Source organism: Janthinobacterium sp. SUN176, assembly GCF_030587335.1.
GTDB classification, from domain to species: Bacteria; Pseudomonadota; Gammaproteobacteria; order Burkholderiales; family Burkholderiaceae_D; genus Janthinobacterium; species Janthinobacterium kumbetense.
In genome coordinates, this window is sequence record NZ_JAPWIA010000001.1 from 1,502,815 (window position 1) to 1,528,669 (window position 25,855).

The following is a 25,855-nucleotide window of genomic DNA, read 5'->3' on the forward strand; positions in this document are numbered from 1 at the left end:
GTCAGGGCCGCACCACCCAGCGCACGTCTTCGAGCGACAGCAGCAGTTGCTCGGGCGCGCCGTCCGTAAAGAAGTTCAGGCGGAAATCCATGGCGGCGCCGCCATCCGTGGTCGGCTGCTGCGCGTCATACCATTGCTGCACCTGGGCCACCAACGCCATGGGCGCGGCGGGAGGCTGGGCCGCATCGATGGGCGCGAGCACGGCCGGCAGCAGGCTGACCGGCAGCGAAGTGCGGGGAAAGCCCGCCACGGCCGGCATCACGCTGTAGGAATAGCTGCCATCCATGGCGATGCGCACGCTGCCGGAGGCGCCCGTGAAGAGGGCGTTGAAGAAGCCTCGCATATAGGCCGCCACATCGCTGCCGCCCACCGGTGCGACTTGCCGCAAATCATAGCCTTGCCAGCTCAGGCGTGGCAGGATGGGGTCGCTGAACTTGACGACCGGCGTCTGGTACAGGAAGGCGTGCATGGTCGACACCTGCGTCTGGCTGGGCGGGCACAGGTAGCGGTTGCGCTGCACGTACAGCGAAGCCTGGGCGTTCTTGTACACCATCACATTCAGCCCCGGCATGCGCACCTCGCGGCCGGTATTGGCCAGCGCGGCGGCAAACGACAGGTCGGGCGCGTCGGCGGCGATGGCCGCGTAGCGGTAGGCCAGCAGCGCATCGGGCGGCGTGGGCGTGGCCGGCGTGGCCCGGTACTGCTGCGCATCGATGTCGAGCACGGGCACGGGCACGCTGACGGTGCCGTTGCTCAGGGTGCCGGACAGCGGGTCGTAGGTGGCGGGCGCGCCGCCGACGGTGACATTGAGCAGCGCATACCAGGCGTCGCCGCCATGGTCTTCCAGGCGCGCGTCGAATTCCACGGCCACGCTGGTCTCGCCTTGCGCCGCCGCCAGCCGCGCCGTGCCGAAATGCTGGCCATAGCTGGCCGCCACCTGGGTCACCAGCTGCTGGAAGGCGGTGGTGGCCAGTGTTGCCTTGGCGACACTATCGGGCGTGTCCTGCTTGCCGTCGAGGGGGGCGAGGAAGGCGTCGAGGTCAGCCGAGATCAGCGGATAGTTGCTGACGAAGGCGGCCAGCGCCGTGAACAGGTCGGGACCGGTCGCCGCGGACAGCCTGGCAACCTGCGACGGCACGTTGAGCACGACGCTGACGTGCACGGCATCCTGCGCCGCCTGGCGATAGGTGTAGCTGAAGCCGTAATCCCACTGGGCCAGCTGGGCCGGCTGCAAGCCACCGGCGGCCAGGCGCATGCGGCCGCCCTGCGGCGCGGCGGACGCGGTGGCGGTCTGCCGGTTGACCGTGGGCGGCACGGGCAGGGCACGGTTCAGCACGGGGATATATTGCGTGCCATTGCCCAGCGGTACCTCGAACGGACCGGTGATGAACAGCAGCCACTGGCTTTGCAGGTAGTTTTCGATGCCGGGCACGGGGCGCTGGTCGAATTCCATGTGCGTGATCTGATAGCGCAAGTCCAGCGGCACATAGGCCTGGCCTTCGACGTTCTTCGAGATGAAGTTGAATGACAGCCGGCTCTGGTCCAGCGCGGCCGTGCCTGGCAAAGGCAGCCGGGTCGGGAACAAGGTGTAGTTCTGGTTGCCGTCGCCGACCGCGCCGTCGGCTGTGCCTGCGGCGGCGGGCTGGCCGTACAGCGCTGGCGGCGCGCCCTCGTCTTCGTCGTCCGCCCCCGTGACCTGGTCCACGCCGTACACCACCACGGCGCCGGCGGCAAAGGCCGGCCCCAGGGTGGTCAGCAGCTGCTGCCGCATGGTGGCGGCCGCGCTGACGCGCGTGGCTTCGTCCGCGGCGCTGCTGCTGAGCACGGGGCTGACCGTGGCGCTGATGACGTCGGCCAGCGTCTGTTTCGCCTTGAGTACGAGGCCCAGCTGGCCGCTCTGCAGCGGATCGGCGACGCCGTTGAGGCGATCGAGGATGTAGGCGGGCGGCGCATAGGTGGCCGAGAGGAACTTGTCGATGGCGTCGAGACAGCTTTGCAGCCACAGGTTCAGGTCGACGCTATTGAGCGTCAGCGCATGCGGCGTATTGGTCGGATAGGCGTCGATGCTGACCGTGCGGCTTTCCAGCGAATTGGCGACGGGCAACGGCGCGTAGTAGCTGGCTTGCTGGCCCAGGCGGAAATGGATGCCCTGGCCGGGCGTGTCGCTGAAACGCACGGCGAACAACTGCTGCGTCTGCTGGCCGGCGCTGCCCACGCGCGTCAGCCCCGCGCCCGCGCGCATCGACCATTGCGGCGTCTTCAGGCACGCTTCGAGCGCCTTGGCAAACGTGGTGAAGCTGGACGCGCCGCCGTTCGTGTCGGCCTGCGGCAGCACGGCGCTGACCACGCTGGCGCCGTCCGGCAGGGCCGCCAGCGCGGGATCGAGCAGGATGGCCTGGCGCGTCAGCACCAGCGCCACGTCGAGCGCGATGCGGTTGGCGCTGGCCAGTTGCGCCAGCGGTACCGGCACCGACAGCGTGGCGGCGGGCGCCGTGGCGCTGCCGCCGTTGGCCAGGGCTTGCAGGTAGATGACGCAGGCGGCGGCGAAGTCGCGCACCTGCCGAGACCGGGCCTCGTCCAGCGGCTGCAGCGGCGTGGCCAGCAGGGAGTTGCTGAGGGAAATGCTCACCGCATTTCCGCTCAGTCCAGGCACGCCCAGGCCCGTATAGTCCTGGTGCAGCTGGAAGTACAGACGTTGATAAAAAGGCAAGTCTTGTGCCGCGTCGGCTGGCGTGGCGTAGGCCAGGCCATCCATGCGCAAGGTCAGCAGCAGCGCGGGCGCGCCGCCCCCATCCGTGCCATACAGGTAGCTGGCCTGGACTTTCGGCCAGGCGGACAGGCCCAGCAGGCGATCCGTGTAGCGCAGCGGGGCGGGGGCCTGGTCCAGCGCACCCGTGTAGCCGGCCGGCGGCGCCTCGAACGGCGTGACGGTGGTGTTGCCGAACAGGTCTTGCCAGCGCAGGGCCAGCGACGCATGGCCGCCCACGCCCAGGTAGGGATTGTCGGCGGCGGGCGGCAGGCCGGCCGGCGGATTGGCCGGCGCCGCATTGAGCGTGGCGAACGGCCGTCCCTGGCTGTTGTTGCCCAGGTAGCCCAGCGCCTGGCGGTAGTCGTAATCGGCCAGGGCCGCGGCCGCATAGCGCCGGCGGTGAGTTTCGCCATCGTCGCCGCCATCGCTGTCGTTCGCATGGTCTTGCGGTCCGAAGGGCAGGCTGTAGGGACTGGGCAGGAAGAACGGGTTGCGGCCCAGGCCGGCCGACAGCGTGTTGTACAGCGCGGACAGGGTCGCTTGCGCATATTGCTGCTGTTGCTGCGGCGTGGGATTGGGCGGCAGCACGGGCACGCCGTCATTGGTGCGCTTGAGCTGGAACGACAGGTTGCCCGGCGCCAAGGTCGCTTGCGCATCGAGGGCCAGGCTGTCGACGTCGAGCACGGCGCCATCGGCGTACAGGCCTTCGGTGTCGGCCGCGCCCAAGGCCAGGGCGTCCACCGACAAGCCGTAGTAGGCGGCCAGGGCGGCGAAGGTATTGCCGGGACCGCCAGAGGCGGCGGGCACGCGGTAGACGAGCGGCGGAATGCGCATGGTCGCGCCCAGCGCCACCGTCACGCCGGGATTGTAGGCAGCGATCTGCGCCGCGCTCAGCGGGGTGGCGCCGGCCGAGTAGTACGCGGCCAGCTGCTCCAGCGCTTGCGCGGGCGCGGCCATGTCTTGCAGGTTCAGCTGGTGCAGGATGCCTGCCACGGGCACGCTGGCGCCGGCGCGCAGCGGCCGCGCGGCGTTTTGCCGCGCCAGCTGTCCCACGCCCATGCCGTACGTGGCGGCCACGGCGCTCAAGGTGCGCGTGGCGGCCAGGGCCAAAGGCTGGCTCTTGGCCGGCTTGCTCAGCGATTCGAACACCAGCACGTCCTGCTGCGGATCGATCGCTTGCGTCGTCAGCAGGGCGTTGACGAAGTTCGGCACGGTGTCGGCGGCGCCCGCCGCCTGGCGCGCCAGCGGCACCACCAGGGTCAGCGTGGCCGTGCCCGTGGCGTCGAAGACGGATGGGGGCAAGCCGGCGCCCGACACCATGTCCTCGAAATACAGATAGTAGCCGCCGCCGCGCACCACCGATTGCTCCCACAGCAGCTTGATGAATTGCGAAGGGCTGTTGGCTATGCCGCGCGGCAAGACCGTCCCCGCCGCGTCCAGCAGCATGCGGCTGGCCGGTGGATGGCTTTCCGTGGACAGATTGGTTTGCGTCAGGAAGCACAGGTAGTCGGCATCGGCCTGGCCCGTCAGCGCCACCTGGTCGCTTCCGCCTTCGCTGTACAGCAGGAACAGGCCTGCCACCAGGGTTTCGCCCACGGCGGCCATGCCGCTCAGCAAGTATTCCAGGCGCTGGGCATCGGCGGCCGACGGCCCCACCAGCTCGTATACGTGGGCCAGGGTGGCGGCGCTGGCCAGCGCGGTGCCGCTGGCGTCGTTGGTGGCCACGGTGGCGGCCGGCATGCGCGTGATCTGGAAATCCACGCGCGTGGCATAGGCATAGCCGCTCAAGTCCTGGAACACCGTGCTGCTGCTGTTGGGCGGCGTGTTGCCGATGCGGGGACGATAGGCGGGCATCAGGGCCAGTATGTCCGCGTATGGCGCCTGGGGGTACAGCGTCTGCAGCGTATCCTGGCGCTGGGTGATGCTGGCCAGCATGGCGTCGGGCAATTGCCACAGATACGGCGCGGGCGCGGCCTGGCTGGCGGCGGCGCGCGCGTCTGGCGCGGCGCCGGACGTCACGGCCGTCAGGCGCGCCAGGTCGGCGGTGATCCAGGCGGCATAGCCTGCCGCAGGGAACTGCCGCGGCTGCAAGGACGCCAGCGGCAGGATGTGCAGCGCAGGCGACGGCACGAAGTGGCCCGCCTGCGCGTACGCCAGCACGCCCGACAGCAAGCCGTACGCGGCGCCCAGGTCGATGGGCAGGCTGGTGCCGGGCGCGCCGGCGAAGGTGATGAAATCGAGGGCGACGCCATGCGAAACGGCATTGCGTCCCAGGCCGATGCGGTAGCCGCCGGCGGCGCTGGCGGGCGTGGGGAATTGCTGGCCCGTCAGCTGGTACAGCGCGTAGTCGGTCTGCGTCTTGCTATACAGGAAGGATGGCGACAGACTCAGGCCCGCCGCCACCGGCAGGCGCAAGCCATAGGTGATGAAGCGCGCGACCTGACCGGCGGCCTGGGCCACGGCGCCGCTCGCCTGCACGCCGCTCCACAGCTGCTCCAGCGGCAAGGCGTCGAGGTGGGCGATGGCCAGCTGGCCCGGGGCCGCGGCGAACAGATTGGCGACGCCGGCATTGTCGCGCCCCAGCGCGGCCGTCGTGGCGGCGAAGCGGCTGGCGATGCCGGACAGGGTATCGCCGGCGACGGATGCATAGGCCAGCGGCGGCACGGCGAGGATGGCCGTCGGCAGCAGCAGGTCGGCGCGCGCATACAGCGATGCCTGCTGCGCCAGGGTGGCCAGCGGCACGCCCAGCGCGGCGGCGATGGCGCCGAAGCTGTCGCCGGGCGCTGTGACGTGGCTGACGGCGCCGGCGCCGAAGTCGAAGACCAGCGTCACGCCCGTGCGCAGCGCGCGCGGCTCGGCATTCGCGCCGATGAGCTGGGCCGCGGTGGTGTGCCAGCGCCCGCCGGCGCCGGCCGGATCCGTGTAGCGGGCGGCGATGGCCGCCAGCGTATCGCCGGCCTGGATCACGGCGGACAGGCCGCCGACCTGCAGCGGCAGCGCGCCGTTCAGCGGATACGTGGCATTCGGCAGCGACACGTCGTCCGCGTCGATGGCGTTGCCGGCCAGGTTGAAGGCGGCGACGATGCCGGCGATGCTGTCGCCCGGCTGCAGCGCATAGCTGTAATTGTCGAAGGCATCGATGGCCGATTGCAGCAGCGCGCGGCCGATCAGGCTGAAGACGTCGACGAAGATGAAGGCCGCCATCGATTCGGGCTCGGTGTCGTCCTGCGCCAGCAGCGCGGGCTTGGCGGGCGCCTTGCCCACCTTGGCGGCCACCTGGCGCAGCACGCCGGCCACCGTGCTGCGGTACTGTTCCGTCGCCGTCGCGTAGGTCTCGAGGTCGATCGCTTGCGTGCCGGAGCCGCCTTGCGGGTCGGGGACGTCCAGCCGCAGCCCGTCGAACAGCGGGAAGAGCGTGGCGCCGTCCATATTGGCTCCCGGCGCGCTGATGTTCACGATGAAGCTGTCGGCGAGGAAGTGCAGCAGGTCGCCCATGCCGAATGGCTGCATGGCGGGGTCGGCCAGCACCTGGATGCCCGCCACCAGCTGCGCCAGCGTGACGCTGGCAGTTGCGGCGGCAGCCAGGTCCAGCGCCGCGCCGTCGGCCCGCACCGCCGGCTGCAGGGCGTCGAGCAGCCACGGGAAATACGCCTTGCACAGCAGGTCGAACGAGGTCGTGCCGGTGCCCGCGCCGCCGGCGGCCGGGTCCGGCGCATCCATGGCGAACAGGCAGACGAACGCGCCTTGCTGCACGCTGCTGGCCGTGGCGCCCTGCGGCGCCAGCACCGTGAATTGCGGTGCCGTCACCAGTTGCAGCACCGGCTTGGCATCGGTGCGCAGCACGCGTCGCGGCTGGCGGCGCGGTCCGGCACGCAGCATGGCGGCCTGCAATTCCATCGGCAAGGTGCGCGCGCGGCCGCGCGCCAGGCTGTCCAGGCGCAGCGCGCCGCCGCCATCCCACGGCGCGCGGCTGTCGTCGCCGATGCGGAATTGCGCGCTGACGGTGGCGGAAAAGCCCACGGAAATGGTGAAGCTGAAGATGCCCAGGTCGATCTTGACGCGCAGGCTGATGCGCACCGAGGCCGTCACGGACAGGGGGATGGCGCGGTAGGATTCGTAGCCGATCTGCACCGACACGGTGATATTGACGAGCAGCGAAGCGCTGATGATCTTCAAGTCCACTTCGCCGTACAGCATGCCGATCACGCCGAACGTGCCCGTCAGCTTGAAGTAGCTGCTTTCCTGGACGCTGCCGGACGCGCCGGCGTTGGCCAGCGCGACGGCGTTGCTGCGGTCGTACGGATGGTAGGTGGCGATCACGCCTTCGATGATGCCGAACACGGTCAACGCGAAGCCGGCTTTCAGCGGCCCCTTGACGAAGTTGTAACCCAGGCCCAGCTGCAGGCCCAGGCCGAAGACGATGACGGGATTGAAATACCCGAGATCCGTTTTCGGCACCTGCGTCGCCGTCGCGCCCGACAGCTTGCCGAAATACACGCCGCCCGAGCCCAGCACCGGCACGCCGTAGACGATGGCGCTGAAGCTGAACGAGCGCGTAAAGTCCATATTGTAGGGAAAACCGATGTCGATCAGGAAATCGCCATTCGTATAGATCTTGATGCCTATCATCGGCAGCACCACGCTGACGGCGCCGAAGTTCAGGTTGCGGATGCTGTCGGGGAAGGTGAAGTCGATCTGGAACAGGCCCACGTCGTCGCTGATTTTCTTGTACAGGATATCGACCACCAGGCCAGCCAGGCCGCCCATCTTGGGGCTGCCCAGGGTCAGGCGCAAGCCGTACAGGTTGGGATCGTTGAAGACGATCTGGACGTCGACGGCCCACACGCCGGCCGTCTGCAGCACGCCGAAATGCGCGGCGATCAGCCAGTTGCTGTCCGGCTGGTAATACGGCTGGCCGTGCACGCCGCTGCCCGGGTTGACGGGATTGTTCTTGCCTGTGGTGGGCGGCACGCCCGCCAGCGCGTCGATGACGGCCTTGGTCGAGCTGAAGTCGGACGCGCCATTGATGGCCACGCGCTGGCCCAGCATCAGCAGGAAGACCTTGAAATAGCTGGAACCGGCGCCCGGCACGCTGGGCATCTCTTCCACGTCCTGTCCCTTGTCCGGGTCCAGCAAGTCGCCCATGCTGCCTTTGAGCAATGGCGGCACGGTGGCGTCCAGCGCCAGGGTCACCTTGCCGTCCGTATTGCGCTTGAAGACGATGCTGCGGATGACGATGAAGCCCAGGTTGAGGGGTGAACTGAGCGTGTAGGTTGCGCTGAGGCGGTTCTTTTCGCCGGTTTTCAGCGACACGTTGACGGACAGGCCGTCCAGCGTGACCTGGTTCAGCAAGTCCCACGGCGACGGCAGCACGAAATACGGATCGCCCAGCGTGCGCACGAGCGCCTGGATCAGGCTGCCCAGGGACCAGCCCGCCAGGGTGAAGCTGAGCATCTCGTTGCCGCTGGTATAGGTTGCCGTGAAGCCTTCCCAGCTCACGTACAGCGTGTGGTTCGGCCCCTTGTCCGTCGGCTGGAACGCATAGCCGAAGCCCAGCTTCAGATTGATGGCGGTATAGATCCATACGGCATCGGCCTTGCCCGAGAATTGCTGCGCGGCCGGCTTGGCGCCGTCATACTGCACCGAGAGCGTGGCTTTCTGCAAGCCGATCTGTTGCTGGCCAAGCATGAACAGCCAGGTAAAGGTGGTGTCGACCGTATAGCTGGTGGCCAGGTCCGTGCTGGGCTTGCCGCTGGGAATGACTGCGTCGATGGCGAACGCGGAAATCTTCAGGTTGCCCGGCAAGAAGACCGGGAAATCATAGATGCCGCCGGCGGCAAAGAATTGCTTGATCATCTCGCCCACGTCGAGTTCCTGCGCGAGCGAGGCGGAGAGGGTCCAGCGGGGCGGCGTTTCCTGGCTGGTGTAGGCCACGCTGACGGCCGCCTGCAGGCTGGCGCCCACGCCCAGCAAGCCGGAAATGGAACCGGCCCAGGCCGTGCCGGCGCCCGCCTTGCCGGCCTCGACAAGTGCCAGCGCGCCTTCCTGCTTGTCCGCGGCCACCGTGGCGCTGATGCCCGACAGGCTGATCTGGCCATCCGAAATGCTCAGGATGGGCGCGCCGCCCACCGTCAGGAAGGACAGGCTGATGGCGTAGTCGCTGGAAAACGCGAAGGACTGGGCCGCGCCGTCTATGCTCAGCGCGATATTCGACACCTCGGCCTGGATGGTGTCGGGCAGGCTGACGAGGCCGTTCGAGACGACGGACAGGAAGTCCGACAGCGTGGCCTTGCCGGGAAAGCTGGCCTGGAACAGCTGCGCCGAGTTGAATTGCACGTCGAATTCGCCGCCCGGCGTGCCGTCGAGGTTGCGAAATACCGTGGGCAACAGGGTGAAGGTGGTGCCGAACAGGTATTCATAGCGCGACTTTCCGCTGGCCTTGCTCGCCAGCGGCTGGTAAGCCGTCCAGTCGAGGAAGAACGAGGTGATGGTAAAGCTCAGCGCGGGCGTGGGCGCCGGGATGGGCTGCCAGCTGAGATCGCGCACGCTGCGCAGCTGCAGCGTGACCTGGTCCACCGTGGGCGCCGCCTTGGGCGGGATGCTGCCGCTGATGGTCATGCCGCCGAGGCCGAACGACGTCAGGAACTCCTGCAGTACGGCCGGGGTGGCGCGGAAATAGCTGGCGCCCCCGCCGATCAGGCCGATGGCGGCGGCGGGACTGAGGGGCGGCCCGTCGCTGCCCGCTTCCAGGCTGACCGCGTAGTTGCCGTCGCCGTCGGCGTTCGATGGCTGCAGCAGCAGCGACAGCGTGTAATCGGCGGCGCCGGCGCCTTCCACGCTGAGCGTGGCCGTCAAGGCAAGCGTGGCGGCCTGGTCGCCGTCGGCCGCTTCCTCGTCGTCCGCTTCGCCGGCGCCGCGCAGCAGCAGCTGCATGCCGCCGTCGAGCAGCAGGGCGTCGGGCGGCGGCGCATCGACGGGCGGCGGGATCGTCACGGTCAGGCTGGGCGCCGCCACGCGCAAATAGCCGGCGAACGTGCAGTCGAGCTCGCTGAGCGTGGCCGACAGCACGCCGCTGGGCATCAGGCCGCCCAGTTCGAACGTCTTGCCGTCGTACAGCGCCATGTCCAGGTAGCCGCCGATCTGCAGCTTGCCCGGCGGCGCCGCCAGGTCGGAAAACAGTTCCAGAAACGGCGTCACGAAGGCGGGCATGGCCACACTGGCGCTGAGGTTCTGCTTGGCGCCGCCCGTGACGGACAGCGCGCTGTCGCCGCCCCATGGATAGACGCCGTCGGCGCTGGAAAACACCAGCAGCGCGCCCGACAGCGGCAACTCGCTGAACGGCCAGCCGCCCATGAAGGGAAAGCTGCTGTCCCAGTTCCAGTCGGCGGGACTGGCGGCCACCTGCACCACCAGCACGGCCGCGTCATCCCCGCCGTCATCCCCGTCCTCGGCCGACGAGCGCGCGGCGGCAGGCTGCGTGGAAAACACCAGCGTGGCCGGGGTTTGCAGCAGGCCGCCGATGAAGGGCAGGCTCGCCTTGCTGACCGTAAACACGCCGTCGCTCACGGCGCCCACGTCGGCTGCCGCGCAGCTGATCAGGAACTGCGCCGCGTCGATCTGGAATGCCTGGCCGATGATAGCGTCGAATTTTTCGGGCGGCGCGACGTCCGGGTCGGCCAGGCCCGCTTCCAGGAAGGCGGCATCGAGGGCGAACGGGCCACTACTGGCGGCGTTGACGATGGCTTGCTGCAGGTTTTCCAGCGCGGTATCGGTGGTGGCCATACGAACTTGCTCCTTGAATCAGTCATGATGTCCGGGGCGGACGCTCGCACCCGCCCGGACGCTCTGTCTACAGCACGGCAAACAGCGCCAGGTGGTCGCTGGTGCTGCGCAGGTAGCCGTAATTGGCCCAGCCGTTCAGGGTGCGCGCCTGGCCTACGGCATACACGGCCGCCGGCGATTGCGGCCAGGCCATGCCGGCAGGCACGTTCGGAAATTGCGCGGGCAGCGGGCGCGTGCCGATGGGTACGCCTGCGGGCATGCCGCCCGCCACCGTGAACGGCGTGCCCGACACGGGGTTCATCACCGTGAACTGGTAGTTATTCGCCGGCACCAGCGGGTTGACGAGCATATTGTCGATCGAGAAAAAGTTGCTCACCATATCGCTGCCGATATAGTTGTAGCCGGGATACGGCGCCGCCACCAGCGCGCCGCCGGCCGTATTGTCGGACCACAGGAAGCGCGATTGCTGCGTCAGCTGCTGCTTGGTGCGCTTGGGGCGGATATGCGTGGCCAGGTAACCCTGGTACGCATCCAGCGTCAGGTTCGGCGCCACCGGCATGGCGGGCGGCGGGTCCAGCAGCGGTATGTAGTTGATCGCGCGCAACTGGTCGTAGGCCGTCGTCCGCCCGCCCGCGCCGGGCGGCTGCGCGTAGATGGCGTTCAGGTTGAAGTCGCCGCAGATCAGCTTGACTTCATTGTGCGGCGCGCCGGCGGGCGGCGCCGCCACGTCGAGCACGCCGCGCAGCAGGATGTTGATGAAATTGGTGGCGCCGCCGTGGTTGGGCGGCGCATGCACGGCAAACAGGGTCAGGTTGCGCGTGATGACGTCGGTCCGGTTGGTTTCCACGAAAGTGACCATGAAGGGCTGGCGCAAGCCGTTGAAATTGACCAGACCGCCAACGACGGGCGGCACGGCCGGCGCCGGCGCGGGGGCGAAGGCGATGCGCGCCGCCGCCATGCCCTCGGCCAGGCCGCCGTTGTATTGCGCGTCGGCGGGGATGGTGCGCGCCGGCTGGCCTTGCGGGTTGAGCAAATCCTGGATGTCGGGCGCGCCGGCGCCCCCGGCCGGGTAGGCGGCGGGCACGGCGCCGGCCGCCACGGCCGATACGCCGCCGCCCGTCCACACGTTCGGCCCCGTGAAATAGCGCCGCACTTCCGTGGGCGTGCCAACCGTACCCGATATGCCGCGGTACAGCACGGCGACCGATTCCGTGCGCCCGCCCGTGCCCACTTTCAGCGGCGGCACCATGCGCCAGGCAGCGCGGTTGGGGTCGGCGGGGTCCGTGCGCAGCTGTTGCAGCAGGAAGATCGCGCCCTGCAGGCCGCCCGTGTCGGGCGCCAGGTCGCCGGCGCCGGCCGCGCTGGCCGACACCTCGATCAGGACGAAGATGTCGGGCTGCGTGGCGCGCAGGATGGTCAGGATGTGGTTGCGGCGCTGCAGCGCGGCCACGGCCGGCAGGTTGCCGCCGCAGCGGCCGCCTTCGCCATAGCGGGGCCGCTTGCGGCTGGGATTGTTGACCTTGTTGATGCCGAAGTTCTCGATATTCCAGTACACGACGTTGGTCATGCTGCGCTCCCCAATGAAATGGCCGGCAATGGCAGCGCGGCCAGTGCCTGCTCCTGGCGGGCGGCCGCATCGGCGGTGTACGCGGCATACCAGCCCAGGCTGCCCGTATTCTTCGGGTCGCCAAACAGGAAGAACTGGATGTTCGCGTCGGGCGGCAGCTTGGCAATGCCGAGGAACTTGATGGCGATATTGTCGAGCCGCAGGCAGTAATAGTAGGAGTCGCCGTCGGGCACTTTTTGCCGCATCAGCCCGATATTGTCGATGGCCAGCTTGAAGATGCCTTGCAGGCTGATCAGCCTGGCGCCCGGCGCCGCGCCGGGCAGCGACAGGCCGACGAAGACGGCTTGCTCGTCGTCGTCGGCCGTGCTGGCGGGCGACCAGGCCAGCAGCAGGGTCGAATGGAAGCCGGCGGCCGAGACGAGCGCGCCCGGCCCGCCCATGGTGACGTCGTACACGATGCCGTGCCATGGCCCGTCGAGCGTGCCCAGGTTCAGCGCCGTGCTGACGGGCAGGAAGCCGAAATCGGCCGGCTTTTGCCCGTCGGCGGCGGCGATAAAGCCCGACAGTTCCAGGCCGAAGCCCTTGAACAGGCTGTCCGGCCTGGCCTGGCTGGCGTCGAGGTCGTAGGCCAGGTTGGCCGTCACCTCGTCGAAGCGCACGGCCGACGGCGTCGTCTGCGGATAGCGCATGTCGATCACCAGGTTGGAAAAGGCCAGTCCGGCGCCGTCCGGCGGCAGGTCCGGCGCCAGCGCGCCGAACGACAGCAGGTCCAGCACGGCGCCCGTGCGGTCGTCCAGGCTGGCGAAGTCCAGCGTGCCCCAGACGGAAAAACGGTTCAGCACGGTCGCGCCCGCGTCGGTGGTGCCCAGGCAGTTGAACTGGATGCGCAGGAACGCCACGTGGCGCAGCAGGTTGCTGTCGAGGCTGAATATCGACGGCGTGGCTTGCTCGAAGATGTAGATGCCGGTGCCATTCTGGTCGATATAGCTGCCGTCGAGTACCACGCCGTTGTTCGGCATCGCATTGCCGCCGAAGGTGGTGGCCGTCACGCGCGAGCCGAGCAGCCCGTTGACGGCCAGCTGCACGTAGCTCTTGAAGGTCTTGATGACGGCATTGTCGAACAGCACCTGCAATTGCAGCACGCGGAATGCATAGTTGTCGGTGTCGGGCAGGGCGATGGGGGTATCGGGCGGCAAGCCGTTGCGCTGGCCGGCGGCGAAGGCCGGATCCTGGTAGTCGACCAGGCCGAAGGTGCTGGAATTGCCGTCGAGGGTGATGCTGCCGTCGCCATGCACCGTCACGCGGCTGGCCGTGAAGCCGAAATGGTGGGCGACGAAGCGCGTCAGGTCGAGGCCGGCCGCGATGCCCTGCAGGCCGGGCGGCAGACTGGACGGATCCAGGTCCGCCTGCAGCACCAGCACGCCCGTCCAGGCGGGATCGCTGACCAGTTCCAGGAAATGCCGGTACGGCGATTCGGGCTTGTCCGCCGCCAGCACCTCGGCCGCTTCGATGACATCCTGCAGCCACTGCGACAGCCCCGTGTAGGCGATGCCCTGGACGTCGGGGCCGGCGTCGGCGGCCAGCGAAAAATCGGGCGCGCCCGACCAGGCGTTCGGATTGGCGACGCGTTCCCTGACGCTGCCGCTGCAATACTTGAGCAGCATCACGTTGCGGTAGGACGTGGGCGTCACGCCGACGCCCACCTGCGCTTGCATGGTCCAGCCCGCGATGCCCACGGTATTGTCGAAGTGCGCGGCGCCGTCCGACAGGTGGGCCGCGTTGACGGCCACGAGGAACAGCTGGTTGGTCTGCAAGGCATCCTGCAAGGTCGCGTCCGGGAAGCGGAAGCCGAACGGCAAGACCTGGCCGCCGCCGCCCAGGGTCTGACCCAGGGTCACTGACAGGAAGGCGTCCTGGTCCTGCGCCTGGCTGGACACGGTGGCGACCGCTCCCTGCGGCGTGGTGCGGTAGTGCGGCGCTTCCGCCACCGCGTCGCCGGCGGCCAGTCCGCGCACGCGGCGGCTGGCGGCCGCGCGCGCCTGCCAGGTGGCGCTGGCGCCGCTGGAAATGACGGCCTTGCGGGTGGCGGCCACGATGCTGCTTTCAAAGCTCGACAGCAGGGCGGCGCTGACATCCAGCGGGCCGCCGCTGACGGCGCCGCCATACGGCAGCAGGGGAAAGGCGTGCGCGGCGCCCTGCGGCACGGGCAGCGAGGGCGGGGTCGAGGCGAGCACGGTATCGGCGGCCACGGTGCGCAGCAAGGCGGCGGCCCGGGCGGCCGGCGGCAGGCCGTACATGGGACTGCCCGCCGGCTCCGCATGGTATTGCGGCATGGCCGCGCCGCCCTTGAGCACGCTGGCCCAGCAACCGAGGTAATCGGCCGTCAGCGGCGTGGCCACGTTACCGGAATCGGGCAAGTCCAGGGTCGCGGCCTGGAACGGGAAGACGGACGCGTAGGCGGGCGAGGCGGGCACGAACAGCAGGCTGTCATTCTCCGGCGCGGCGCCATCATAGGTGGTCATGCTCAGCTGTTCCGAGCCGAAGATGCCGCATAACAAGTTTGTCTGCGCCCCGTCAGCCTGGCCGATGGCGCTCAGGCCAAAGCGCCCGGCCGGCGTCAGCAGCGCCTTGCTGGTGGCGGGCTGGGAAGGCGACTGCGCGGCGCAGCCGAAGGCCAGGGCGCCCGACTGCAGGCCGATCACGGGCGGCTGCCCGCTGGCGGCGCCCAGCGGCCGCAAGGTCGTCGCATGGCCCAGCGCCGTGCGGTAGGTGGACGGCAAGGCGGGCCGGTCGGCCGGCAGCAAGCCGCAGCGCAATACGCCTTCCAGCCGCGCCTTGGCGGACAGCTTCTGATTGTAGGGATCGAGCGGGTCGACGGTGCCGACCCAGGCCAGGCTGGCCGACAGCTTGGCGGGCGCGCTCAGCGCCGGGTAGAACAGCTGCTGCAGCTGGCCGCTGGCCGTGTCGCGCGCGGTCATGGGGAAGCCGACGGCCAGGCCGCTTGGGCCGAAGGTGACGGGAGGGTTGACGGTGGCCGTAAACGTCAGGCAGCCCGCATTCGCGCCCGCCAAAGGCACGAACGTGCGGATCGTGCTGCCGCTGCCCGTGACGCGTATGCCGATATCGCTGGCATTGCGCTGGAAGGCCAGCGCCGGCGGCGTAGCCAGCGGCGCGGCCAGCCGCAGACTGCCGCTGGCCGCGTCGATGGACAGGCCGACGCCGGACAGCACGTTGAACAGCAGGTCCTGTCCCAGCCGGAAATTGACGTTGCTGCTGGTGGCAAAGCCTTTTGTCAGCTGGTTATAGGTGTAGCTGCAGCCGTAGTTCTTGAAGGAATCAGTCGGCGCTGCATCGGTGTCGCGCAGCCACAGCAGTGCGTTCAGGTTCAGTCCCGGCGCCGATGACTGCAGGTCGATATACGCGGCGAGGGCGGCGATGAAGGGGCCGGGCGCCGCGTCCAGCGCCGCCGGACGGGCGCTGGCAAACACGTAGCTGCCCATGCGCTGCGGCGACAGGCTGTCGGCATAGCTGATGCTGTCCGGGGGCGTGGCCGGCGGCGCGACGGGCGGCAGCAGGTAGCCGGCCCAGGCATGCTCCGCCTGCGGCGGCGATTCATACAGGCTGACCTTGCTGGCGGGATCGGTGGCGACGAAACTGAAACCCATGACAACCTCCACTCAAGACGCGACTCGGGCTGCGATGCGGCGGCATGGCTGCCGCGCGGCAACGCAATCGTTTACAACGGGTGGGCCCGGAAGGGCGTCGGATGGCCAGGCGGCTTGCCTGGATGCGGTGGCGGGCGGCCATCCGGAGCGCCCGCCCGCAGGCGGGCGCGGAACCGCCGCTTACTGCGAGTTGGAGGTAAAGGTGGCCAGCACGAAGCCCGTGTAGCTATACAAGGTGCCGCTGTCGACGATGTCGCCGGAGAGCAGCACGTTATACAGGCCCGTGCTTTGCGGCGAGTAGGTGACCGTCAGGCCGGCTTTCCACGTGACGACGCCGTTGCCCGTGTCGCTGGCCAGCTTGGCCGTGGTAAAACCCGTGGTGACGCTGGGATTCCAGTACGTGGTGCGGCCCTGGAACTGGAAGGCGATGCCGGTCTGGTTGTTGCTGTCGCCGCTGGCGATGGACAGCGCGATGCTGTTCGGCGTGGTGTTGGTGGTGACGCTTTGGCCGGAGGCCAGCGTATGGTTGGTGACTTCGACGCGAGGTAAGTTAGACATGACATTCTCCATGAGGTGATATCGGCCTGCACTTGCGGTGGGCGCCCCGTGGCCGACAGGTTCGGGGCAGTTGGGTAAGTCGGTGGAAACGGTATTGCGACGGCTTTGCGACCATGCCATAAAAATATGGCGGGACAATACGCAATTTCAAATAAAGACAAGACATTTGATATTAATCAATCCGGGATTGATTAATATATTTCGTATTTGCTTATTCAAAAAAGTAGTTTCCGGCTATTCGTAATATAACCATGCCGGCTCTTGCGCATGACGAGTAGCGATTCTATGCCTATTTTTTTGCGCGATTCTCTCGAATTGTCGCGAAGGCAAGAATAATGCGGCTTCCGGGCGCGGCGCGGGAATGCGCCGCCGGCCATTTTGCGCGGCGGCAGGCAAGCGGAATAGGAAATGCAATTGAATATAAACGGTTTATTGATTTAAATAGATGGCCTGCGCGGCTTTATTGCGCGGCCGGCGCGGGCGGGGCCGGACAGCGTTCAAAAACGGCTACCACCTTGCCAGTCAGCGTGTATTGCGTGCCGTCATCGAGGATGGGGCCATCGATGAGGATTTGATATTGCTGCGGACCGAGCGCCTGGAAACGCAGGGTCAGTCCTTTCTGGAACGTCACGATGGTATCGCCGCGGTCGGCGCCCAGCTGCAGCAGGATATTCGCTGTCGACAATAAAACCGTCCAGTACGCGGTGCCGTTGGCGCGCAGCGCCACCTGGGTGTTGTCATTGATATCGTTGGTGGCCGTGGCGATGGCGTCGCTGTTGACCGTCAGCGCCATGGTTTGCGGCGCCCGGCATGCGGGGGCCGGTTCGGCCAGCTGGCGCGCCAGCGCCGGGGCGTCGCCACCGAGCGATAGCAGCAGCACGGCAGCCAGCCAGGGGCCGCGCCAATTCAGCTGATACATGGTGGAGGTGGTGTCCCGCGCATGCGGCCCATCGTAACGAAATTCGGACGGAAGAGCAAACGCATGCCGACCGCAGGGCGTCGCCATGGCCGCCATCCCCATCTGCTATCATCGTGCCGTTTTGGCCAGCGCCGCGGGCGCCGGTCCGGTATTTATGCAAGGAAAAAAATGAATAATCGCATTTCCCTGCTGCGCCAGCGCGGCGTGCAGGACAGCGGCAAGGTGGGCATGATCGAGCTGTTCTTCGACCTCGTGTTCGTATTTGCCGTCACGCAACTGTCGCACGGCTTGCTGGCGCACTTGAGCGCCATGGGCTGGCTGCAGACGGGCCTGCTGTTGATGGCCGTCTGGTGGGTGTGGATCTTTACCTCGTGGATCACCAACTGGCTCGATCCCGAACGCATCCCCGTGCGCATCAGCCTGTTCGCCATGATGCTGGGCGGCTTGCTCATGTCGGCCTCGATTCCCGAAGCGTTCGGCACGCGGGGCCTGGGCTTTGCGGGCGCCTACGTCGCCATGCAGGTGGGCCGGCCCCTGTTCGCCTGGTGGGCCGTGCGCCATGAGGAACTGTCGCGCCGCCGCAATTTCCAGCGCATCGCCCTGTGGGCCGTGCTGTCCGGCATCTTCTGGATCGCCGGCGGCATCGCGTCGCCCGAGCAGCGCATCTTCTGGTGGGGCGCGGCCCTGCTGATCGACCTGGCCGGTCCATGGATGCAGTTCGGCATGCCGGGCCTGGGCCGTTCCTCGACGGCCGACTGGGATGTCGACGGCGGCCACATGGCCGAGCGCTGCGCGCTGTTCGTCATCATCGCCCTGGGCGAATCGCTGCTGGTGACGGGCGCCACCTTCGCCGGCCTGGAATGGACGGCCGCCAACTGGCTGGGCTTTTTGTCGGCCCTGGTCGGCAGCATCGCCATGTGGTGGATCTATTTCGACACGGGCGCCGAGGCGGGCCACCACCGCATCGCCCACTCGAAGGATCCGGGCCGCATCGCCCGCAAGGCTTACACGTATATCCACGTGCTGATCGTGGGCGGCGTGATCGTTTCCGCCGTAGCCGACGAGCTGGCCCTCGTGCATCCGGACGAGGCGAGCTTCGCTGGCATCAGCGCCTTGCTGGGCGGCCCGATCCTGTATCTGCTGGGTAATGCCTTGTTTAAATGGGTCAGCAACGACCGCGCCACGCCGCCGCTGTCGCACCTGCTGGGCATCTTGATCATCCTGGCGCTGATCCCGATGGCGTATGGCCGGCTGTATTCGCCCCTGACCCTGGCCTGCATCACCAGCTGCGTGCTGGTATTGGTGGCCGTGTGGGAACATATGGCGTTGCGCCGTCCGCCACCGGAGATCGATCTCTGATGCGCGCTCCTTGATATTTGTTTGACCTCAACCGGGCGGCGCAATGCCGTCCGGATCGCTGCGCGTATCGAGCTGCAGCTGCAGGAACGCCAGGTCCAGCCAGGCGCCGAACTTGGTGCCCACCTGGCGCATCAATCCCACCTCTTCGAAACCCAGCTGCCTGTGCAGGGCGATCGAGCCGGCATTGCCCGCTTCGATGCCCGCCACCATCACGTGCTTGCCCAGGCCGCGCGCCCGCGCGATCAATTCCCCCATCAAGGCCTTGCCGACCCCGGCGCCGCGGCGATCGGCGCGCACGTACACGGAATGCTCGACCGTATGGCGAAAGCCTTCGAACGGGCGCCAGTCTCCGAACGAGGCGTAGCCAGCGACAGTTCCTTCCGCATCGATGGCGACGAGCACGGGATAGCCGGCCTTTTCGCGGTCGGCCAGCCAGGCGGCGCGGTTGGCCGCATCGACCGTCCGTTCATTCCAGATGGCCAGGGTATTGCTGACGGCATCGTTGTAGATGGCCGTGATGGCCTCGATGTCGCCCGCATGGGCATCGCGTATCTGCATGTTGCTCTCCTTGCTAGGCGTCTACTATAATGGACAAATCATAGATTGCCGCCCACGCTTTTGTCCAATAAATCCTGATCATGTCCACTAAACCAGACGAATTGAACCAGCGCATCGGCGCCAGGGTACGCCTCGAGCGGGAAAGCCTGGGCTGGTCGCTGACGCAGCTGGCGGCCCGCTCGGGCGTATCGCGCGCGATGGTGCACAAGGTGGAGCGGGGCGATTGCAGCCCCACGGCCACCTTGCTGGCGCGCCTGTCGGGCGCCTTCGACCTGAGCATGTCCGAATTGATCGCCCGCGCCGAAATGCGCGCAGGGCGCTTGCTGCGCCAGGCTGAGCAGCCCGTGTGGATCGACCCGCAGAGCGGCTATGTGCGGCGCCACGTGTCGCCCGCGTCCGACATGCCGCTCGACCTCGTGCATATTACCTTGCCGCCCGGCGCCGTGGTGGCCATGCCGGCCGCCGCCTATGCGTCGCGGCGGCAACTCATCTGGTCGCTCAGCGGCAGCCTCGTCTTCATCGAAGGGGAGAGCCGCCACGTGCTGGACGAGGGCGACTGCCTGGAACTGGGCCCGCCGGCCGACTGCGTGTTCAGGAATGAAACGGCCACGGCCTGCACCTACGCCGTGGCCGTATTGAAAGGCGTTTGACCTTAAGTCAGCGCCGCCGCGCGCAGCTGGGCGATTAAGGCGCGCGCGGCGGGCGCCTGTTCGTGGCGGCGGAAGGCCACGGCGATTTCCGAGCTGATCTGCGGCCCTTCCAGCTCGCGGAATACCACACCGGGCAATTGCACGCTGGCCATCACCGAGTGGGGCACGATGGCGCAGCCCACGCCCAGCGACACTTCCGTCAGCACGGCCACCAGGCTGCCCGGGCGCGACACCACCTGGGCCGCAAAGCCGCCGCGCCGGCTCGCTTCCAGTGTCCCCAATTCCTGTTCCGGCACGATGAACGCCTGCTGCGCCAGTGCGGCCGGCCCCGCCACGCCGAGGCGGGCCAGCGGGCTGTCCGCTTGCACGGCCAGCACGAAGCGGTCGCGCAGCAAGACCACGCTGTCGAGTCCGTCCGGCAAGTGCAGGGGCGGACGCACGAACGCCAGGTCCACCCGGCCCTGGTCCAGCAAGCCGGGCAGGGCATCCATCGCGTATTCGCGCGCACCGATGTGGATGCCGGGGTGGCTGGCGCGAAAGCGGACGAACTGGTCTTGCAGCACGCCTGAGTAGGCGGCCGAGGCCACATAGCCGATTTCCAGCCGTCCCAGCTCGCCCCGTCCCGCGCGCCGCGCCACTTCCTGCGCCTGCGCCAGCTGCCCCAGCGCGCGGGTGGCTTCGATGACGAACAATTCGCCGGCCGCCGTCAGGGCCACGGCGCGCTTGCTGCGCTGGAACAGGCGCGTGCCGAGCAGGCTTTCCGTTTCCTGCACCTGCTTGGTCAGCGCGGGCGGCGAAATTCCCAGCTCGGCAGCGGCCCGCGCGAAGTGCAGGCTGTGCGCGACGGCCAGTATGCAGCGGAAATGCCGCAATTCCATGTCTTTGTCTGTATTCACCATCAGTGAATTATAAGGCGATCATCTTATAACAGGAAATAATACAAGCATGCTTACAATCGGGGCATGAAGAATACCAACTGGACCTTATATACGTGCTCGGGCGTGTGCGCGCTGATCATGCTCGACACCAACGTGGTGGCCGTCTCGCTGCCGTCGATCGCCCGCTCGCTCAACGCCAGCTTCGTCGACGTGGAATGGGTGGTCAGCGCCTACATGCTGGCGTTCGCCTCGTTCCTGTTGCCAGCCGGCAGCATCGCCGACCGCCTGGGACGGCGCAGGGTGATGCTGTTTGGCCTGGCCGTGTTCGCGCTGGCGTCCCTGCTGTGCGGCCTGGCGTGGACGCCGTTCGTGCTCAACGTGGCGCGCGCCGTCAAGGGACTCGGCGCCGCGCTGCTGCTGACATCCGCGCTGGCCGTCATCGGCCACACGTTTCATGCGGAAAAGGAGCGGGCGCGCGCCTGGTCCGTGTGGGGCGCGGCCATGGGCGTGGCCATGACGGTGGCGCCCCTCTTGGGCGGCCTGATCACGAGCGCCATCAACTGGCGCTGGATTTTCTACCTGAACCTGCCCGTCGTGGCCATCTTGATGTGGCTGGTTAGCAGGCACGTGGATGAATCGAAGGATGCGTCCAACGCCAGCTTCGACCCGGCGGGCGCGCTGCTGTTTTCCGCCGGCCTGTTTTGCATCATCTGGGGCTTGATCGACGCCAGCGTGGCGGGCTGGTCCAGCCGCGCCACCCTGCTGCGCTTCCTGGCGGGCGCGGCGCTGCTGCTGGTATTCGTGCTGGTAGAGCGGCGCCAGCGCGCGCCCATGGTCGATTTATCCCTGTTTGGCCGGCGCGTGTTCGTCGGCGCCGTGCTGGGCATGTTCGGCTATGCCATCGCCGCGCAAGTGATGATGACCTTTTTACCGCTGTATCTGCAGAACGCCTTCGGCTTTTCCGCCGTGCTGGCCGGCTGCGCCATGCTGCCGTTTGCCGTCGCCATGGTCGTGCTGTCGCGCCTGGCGCCGCGCGCCATGCATTATCTGGACGACCGCGGCATCCTCGTGACGGGGCTGCTGATCGTCGCCGCGGGCAACGTGGCCACGGCGCTGGCCGCCGCCAGCCTGCAGTACGGCTGGGTGGCGGCGGGCATGGTCGTCACGGGGGCGGGGGCGGGATTGCTCAACGGCACCACGCAAAAGGCCATCCTCGCCTGCATCCCCCGCGAACGCACGGGCATGGGCTCCGGCATCAGCACCACCACGCGCTTCGTCGGCATCGTGCTGGCCGTGGGCGCGCTGGGCGCCGTGCTGGCTATGCGCACGGCCGCCTCGTTCGAGCAACTGGCGTGGCTGCACGGCTTGAAGGCTTCGCCGGAAATGATCGGGCGCATCGTCGCCGGCAACGCGTCCGACGCCTTCGGCCAGCTGCCGCCCGCCCTGCAATCCGTGGCGCAGGAAGCGGCGCGGCACGCCTTCATCGACGGCTTTGCCAGCGTGCTGTACCTGGCTGGCGGACTGGCGGCCGTGGTGGCGGCGCTGGTCTTCGTGCTGGCAAGGCCGCTGGAAAAAGTGTAACTGTTCAGCAAGTTCTGCGTGCGCGGCCTCTGCTTGTAATATGATGCCATCAGGAAATACATGGCAATCATATAACACGACCAATCAAGAGCGCCGAACAGAAGCGTAGCGAGCGGCAGTGAGTTGTGGCTGAGAAGCGGAGCTGTGCGAATGCACAGTGAGCATCGGAAGCCGCAAATCGCGACGCGCAGTAGCTTATGTTCGGTGCGGAGAATCGCATGCGCAGGAAACGCATTATCATCACCAGCGTGCTGGTGGCCGTCATCGGCGTGGCCGCTCCCCTGAGCCTGGCCTTTTACCTGTCGTCCGTGCGGGCCGAGCAGGGCGAGCAGGAACGCCTGCGCCTGCTGGCCGGTTACGCGCTCGAGCGCGCCCACCGTTCGATCGCCTCGGCCAGCATGGCCCTGCGCAGCGCCGATGCGCTGGAGCTGGCGCCGTGTTCGGAAGCCCATGTCCAGCAATTGCGCCGCATCACCATCACCACGCGCAGCATCGACGATATCGGCTATGTGGAAAACGGCTTGCTCAAATGCACGTCCACGGGCATCGAGGAAGAGCGCATCGCCGTCACGCCCGCCGACTTTACCCTGGACAATGGCATGGGCCTCGATTTCGACCTGCGCCCCGTCGTCAGCGGCGGCAAGCGCATGGTGGGGCTGTCGTATCGCGCCTACAAGGTGCTGATCGATCCCGTGCGCTTTTCCGACGTCATCGTCGACAGCGACATCCAGATGGCCGTGGCCATCGGCAAGCGGGGCGTGCTCGACACCTTGCACCATCCGGACCCGGCGCTGGTGCAAGCCTTGCTGGCCGGCCAGCCGGCGGCGGCCGGCGCCGTGCCGGACGGCAGCATCCATGCCATGCTGTACCGCGATGGCTTGACGGCCGTCATGATCGAACCGCGCAGCAAGCTGAACGACAGGCTGCGGCGCGAGCAGCTGCTGCTCTTGCCGCTGGGCCTGCTTATGGCTGCCTTCCTCGTTGGCATCGTCGTGTGGCTGTCGCGCCGTCGTTTGTCGCTGATGGGAGAGTTGCGCATCGCCATCGACCGGCGCGAATTCTTTGTCCATTATCAACCGATCATCGCGCTCGATACGGGCGTGTGCGTGGGCGCCGAGGCGCTGATACGCTGGCGCCGTCCCGATGGCAGCATGATACGGCCCGACCTGTTCATCCCCGTGGCCGAGGAAGGCGATCTGATTCTACCCATCACCGACCAGGTGATCGATTGCGTGATCGCCGACATGCGCGCCGCGCTGCTGGCCGACCGCGAGCTGCACATCGCCATCAACCTGTGCGCCAGCGATATCGAAACGGGCCGCGTGCTCGACGTGCTCGAACGCGCGCTGGCCGGCACGGGCATCGAGGCGCAGCAGATCTGGCTGGAAGCGACGGAACGGGGCTTCATCAACGTGGAAGCGGCGCGCGCCACCATCGAAAAGGCCAGGGCGCGCGGCCATGCCGTGGCCATCGACGACTTCGGCACCGGCTATTCCAGCCTGTCGAGCCTGCAAAACCTGCCGCTCGACGCCTTGAAGATCGACAAATCCTTCGTCGACACCATCGGCACGGACGCCGCCACCAGCAGCGTCACGCCGCACATCATCGCCATGGCCCGCACCCTGAACATGCTGATCGTGGCCGAAGGCATCGAAACGCAGCAGCAAGCCGATTATTTGCTGGAACGCAAAGTCGAATTCGGCCAGGGCTGGCTGTTCGCCAAAGCGCTGCCGGCAGCGCAATTCCTTGCCTTTTATCAAACGCGCCGCGCGCCAGCATCCCCATGAAACCGCCACGCTTTCCCTATCCCTTGCAACCGCTGCGCGTACCGGGCGGCTGGCACATCACCGTCAACACCCTGTTCGAGGTGGAACCGGGGCCGGACACCATGGAATGGTTCAGCAGCGCATTGCTGCTGTGGGGCAGCTGCCGCGACAGCGGTTACTGCTTCAATTCGCACTTCGAGCCGGAGGACGACCCGCAGGGCGAATTCGTGCTGGAGATGGGCAAGGTGGCATACGACCGCGACGGCAAGATCGTGCAGGGCAGCGACGCCTTCCTGGGCGAGTTTCGCACGCGCAGCAAGGCGGCGTTTGTCGCGCGGGTCGAGCAATTCATGCAAGACCTGGCAGCTTGATCGCTACGGTTTGCGCGGCAAGACCGTGTCCTGCCCGCTTTGCTTGAGCACGGCACTGGCGATCTTGCCCGCCGCATCGCGCGTAAACGCCAGTTCCGCGTCGATGGCGCGGAAGAAGAATTGATCTTTCGCGCTGGCAAACAAGGGGGCGGAGCCCATGCCCGTGCCGGCCGCTTCAAGGCCTTGCTTGCCCAGGCTCACCGTCAAGGTGAAATCCTTGTCCAGTGGATACTCGCCAACGTACTCGGCGAGCGCGGCGCGCGGCACGTCGATGGCCGCTTGCGGCTTTTTCAGCGGCGGCAGGGGCGTGCCGGGCAGCAAGGTGGACAAGCCCAGGGCATCGACATCGCGCGCCGTATTCGTCAGCACCACCACGCCCCGCTTGCCGTCCGTCGTGAACGCTGCATAGCTGCTGTAGCCGCCCGTTTGGCCGCTGTGCCACGCGTAGGCCTGGCCCTGCCGCTGTTCCAGCAGCCAGGACAGGCCGATTTTCGTGTCGTCGCCGGACGCCACCGGACGCTGCGGCTGGATCGCCAGCGCATACGGGCGCAGCGGCTTGAACATATACGCCTGCAGGTAGGCGACCATGTCGCGCGCGCTGGAATACACGCCGCCGGCCGGCGCCACCACATTCAAATCCCAGGCGGGCGTGGCTTCGCCCGACAGCAGATGGCCGGGCGCCAGGCGCGCCAGCATGCCGTGCGTGGGCTTGTTCGAGGTGGAACGCATGCCGAGCGGCACGGCGATACGCTTTTGCAGCAGCGCTTCATAGCTGGTGCCGGCCTGTGCCGCCAGGGCCGTGCCCAGCACGGCGTAGCCGATGTTCGAGTAGTCAAAGGCCGTGCCTGGCGCGCGCGGCAGGTGGTAGGCGACGAGAAACTGCCGCTGCTTCGCTTCCGTGTAGTCGGCATACGGGTTGGCCGGGTCCTTGGGCGCGAAGTTGTCGGGCAGGCGCGGCAGCGAGGAATAATGCGTGGCCAGGTCGAGCAGGCTGATCGTTTTTCCATCGAAGGCAGGCACGGTATAGCCCGGCAACAAGGCCGCCACGGGCTCGTCGAGCTTGACCTTGCCTTCGACGACGGCGTTGGCCAGCAGCAAGGCCGTCATGGTCTTGGTGACGGAACCGATCTGGTAAACGGTGTCGGCGCCAGGCTTGGCGCTCTTGCCTGTCTGGCTGCTGCCAAAACCATACACGACGCTGTCTTTGCCTTCGATCACGGCGATGACGATGCTGGCGTGCAAGCCCGTGCGCGTGAGTTCTTCCGCGCGCTGGCGCACGGCGTCGTCCAGCGCGGGGGCGGCCAGTGCGGCGCTGCCGGCGAGGCAAAGGGGGAGGAGGGCGAAAGTGGGTGTCATGGGTAACCTTGTCCAGAGTGGATCGAAGGCACGCCGGCGCATGGGGAAGGTGGCTGGCATGCCTGGTGAAGGATACGGGCCCAACATGAAGGTTGC

12 protein-coding genes and 1 pseudogene are annotated in these 25,855 nt (G+C 67.4%); 5 read left to right on the forward strand and 8 right to left on the reverse strand.

Annotation, left to right across the window (positions count from 1 at the left end):
- Nucleotide 1: 1 nt before the first annotated feature.
- The 5 genes from O3299_RS06665 to O3299_RS06685 form a co-directional block, all read right to left on the reverse strand.
- Nucleotides 2–10,531: a LysM peptidoglycan-binding domain-containing protein gene (locus O3299_RS06665; RefSeq protein ID WP_305061857.1), complete on the reverse strand. Its 10,530-nt coding sequence runs from the start codon at nt 10,529–10,531 to the stop codon at nt 2–4.
- A gap of 67 nt (nt 10,532–10,598) precedes the next feature.
- Nucleotides 10,599–12,098 carry a hypothetical protein gene (locus tag O3299_RS06670; protein ID WP_305061858.1) on the reverse strand — a complete coding sequence of 500 codons (1,500 nt, stop codon included), beginning with the start codon at nt 12,096–12,098 and terminating at the stop codon, nt 10,599–10,601.
- Nucleotides 12,095–15,763 (reverse strand): hypothetical protein, encoded by a 3,669-nt coding sequence (locus O3299_RS06675; protein ID WP_305061859.1) that lies wholly within the window; start codon nt 15,761–15,763, stop codon nt 12,095–12,097. The genes O3299_RS06670 and O3299_RS06675 overlap by 4 nt, the downstream gene beginning before the upstream one ends.
- A gap of 180 nt (nt 15,764–15,943) precedes the next feature.
- Nucleotides 15,944–16,321: a hypothetical protein gene (locus O3299_RS06680; RefSeq protein ID WP_251348792.1), complete on the reverse strand. Its 378-nt coding sequence runs from the start codon at nt 16,319–16,321 to the stop codon at nt 15,944–15,946.
- A gap of 460 nt (nt 16,322–16,781) precedes the next feature.
- Nucleotides 16,782–17,240, reverse strand: coding sequence for a hypothetical protein (locus O3299_RS06685; protein ID WP_305061860.1), 459 nt, complete (start codon nt 17,238–17,240; stop codon nt 16,782–16,784).
- 168 nt (nt 17,241–17,408) lie between these two features.
- On the opposite strand from O3299_RS06685, the gene O3299_RS06690 reads away from it, so the two are divergent.
- Nucleotides 17,409–18,599, forward strand: coding sequence for a low temperature requirement protein A (locus O3299_RS06690; RefSeq protein ID WP_099668027.1), 1,191 nt, complete (start codon nt 17,409–17,411; stop codon nt 18,597–18,599).
- A gap of 27 nt (nt 18,600–18,626) precedes the next feature.
- On the opposite strand, the gene O3299_RS06695 is transcribed toward O3299_RS06690, so the two are convergent.
- Entirely contained in the window at nt 18,627–19,157 is a 531-nt protein-coding gene (locus O3299_RS06695) for a GNAT family N-acetyltransferase (protein WP_305061861.1), read from the reverse strand.
- Nucleotides 19,158–19,237: 80 nt separating this feature from the next.
- Here O3299_RS06695 and O3299_RS06700 point away from each other — a divergent pair, with 80 nt between their 5' ends.
- Entirely contained in the window at nt 19,238–19,807 is a 570-nt protein-coding gene (locus O3299_RS06700; RefSeq protein WP_305061862.1) for an XRE family transcriptional regulator, read from the forward strand.
- Between the two features lie 2 nt (nt 19,808–19,809).
- Here O3299_RS06700 and O3299_RS06705 read toward each other — a convergent pair whose 3' ends face one another.
- Entirely contained in the window at nt 19,810–20,706 is an 897-nt protein-coding gene (locus O3299_RS06705; protein WP_305061863.1) for a LysR family transcriptional regulator, read from the reverse strand.
- A gap of 60 nt (nt 20,707–20,766) precedes the next feature.
- On the opposite strand from O3299_RS06705, the pseudogene O3299_RS06710 reads away from it, so the two are divergent.
- The 3 genes and pseudogenes from O3299_RS06710 to O3299_RS06720 form a co-directional block, all read left to right on the forward strand.
- Nucleotides 20,767–22,266, forward strand: a pseudogene (locus tag O3299_RS06710) (MFS transporter); the annotation flags it as partial.
- Between the two features lie 218 nt (nt 22,267–22,484).
- Complete coding sequence (locus tag O3299_RS06715; RefSeq protein ID WP_305051926.1) at nt 22,485–24,053, forward strand: EAL domain-containing protein; 1,569 nt, start codon at nt 22,485–22,487, stop codon at nt 24,051–24,053.
- Complete coding sequence (locus tag O3299_RS06720) at nt 24,050–24,403, forward strand: hypothetical protein (RefSeq protein ID WP_305051927.1); 354 nt, start codon at nt 24,050–24,052, stop codon at nt 24,401–24,403. The genes O3299_RS06715 and O3299_RS06720 overlap by 4 nt, the downstream gene beginning before the upstream one ends.
- 3 nt (nt 24,404–24,406) lie before the next feature.
- On the opposite strand, the gene O3299_RS06725 is transcribed toward O3299_RS06720, so the two are convergent.
- Nucleotides 24,407–25,759, reverse strand: coding sequence for a serine hydrolase (locus O3299_RS06725; RefSeq protein ID WP_305061864.1), 1,353 nt, complete (start codon nt 25,757–25,759; stop codon nt 24,407–24,409).
- Nucleotides 25,760–25,855 lie beyond the last annotated feature (96 nt).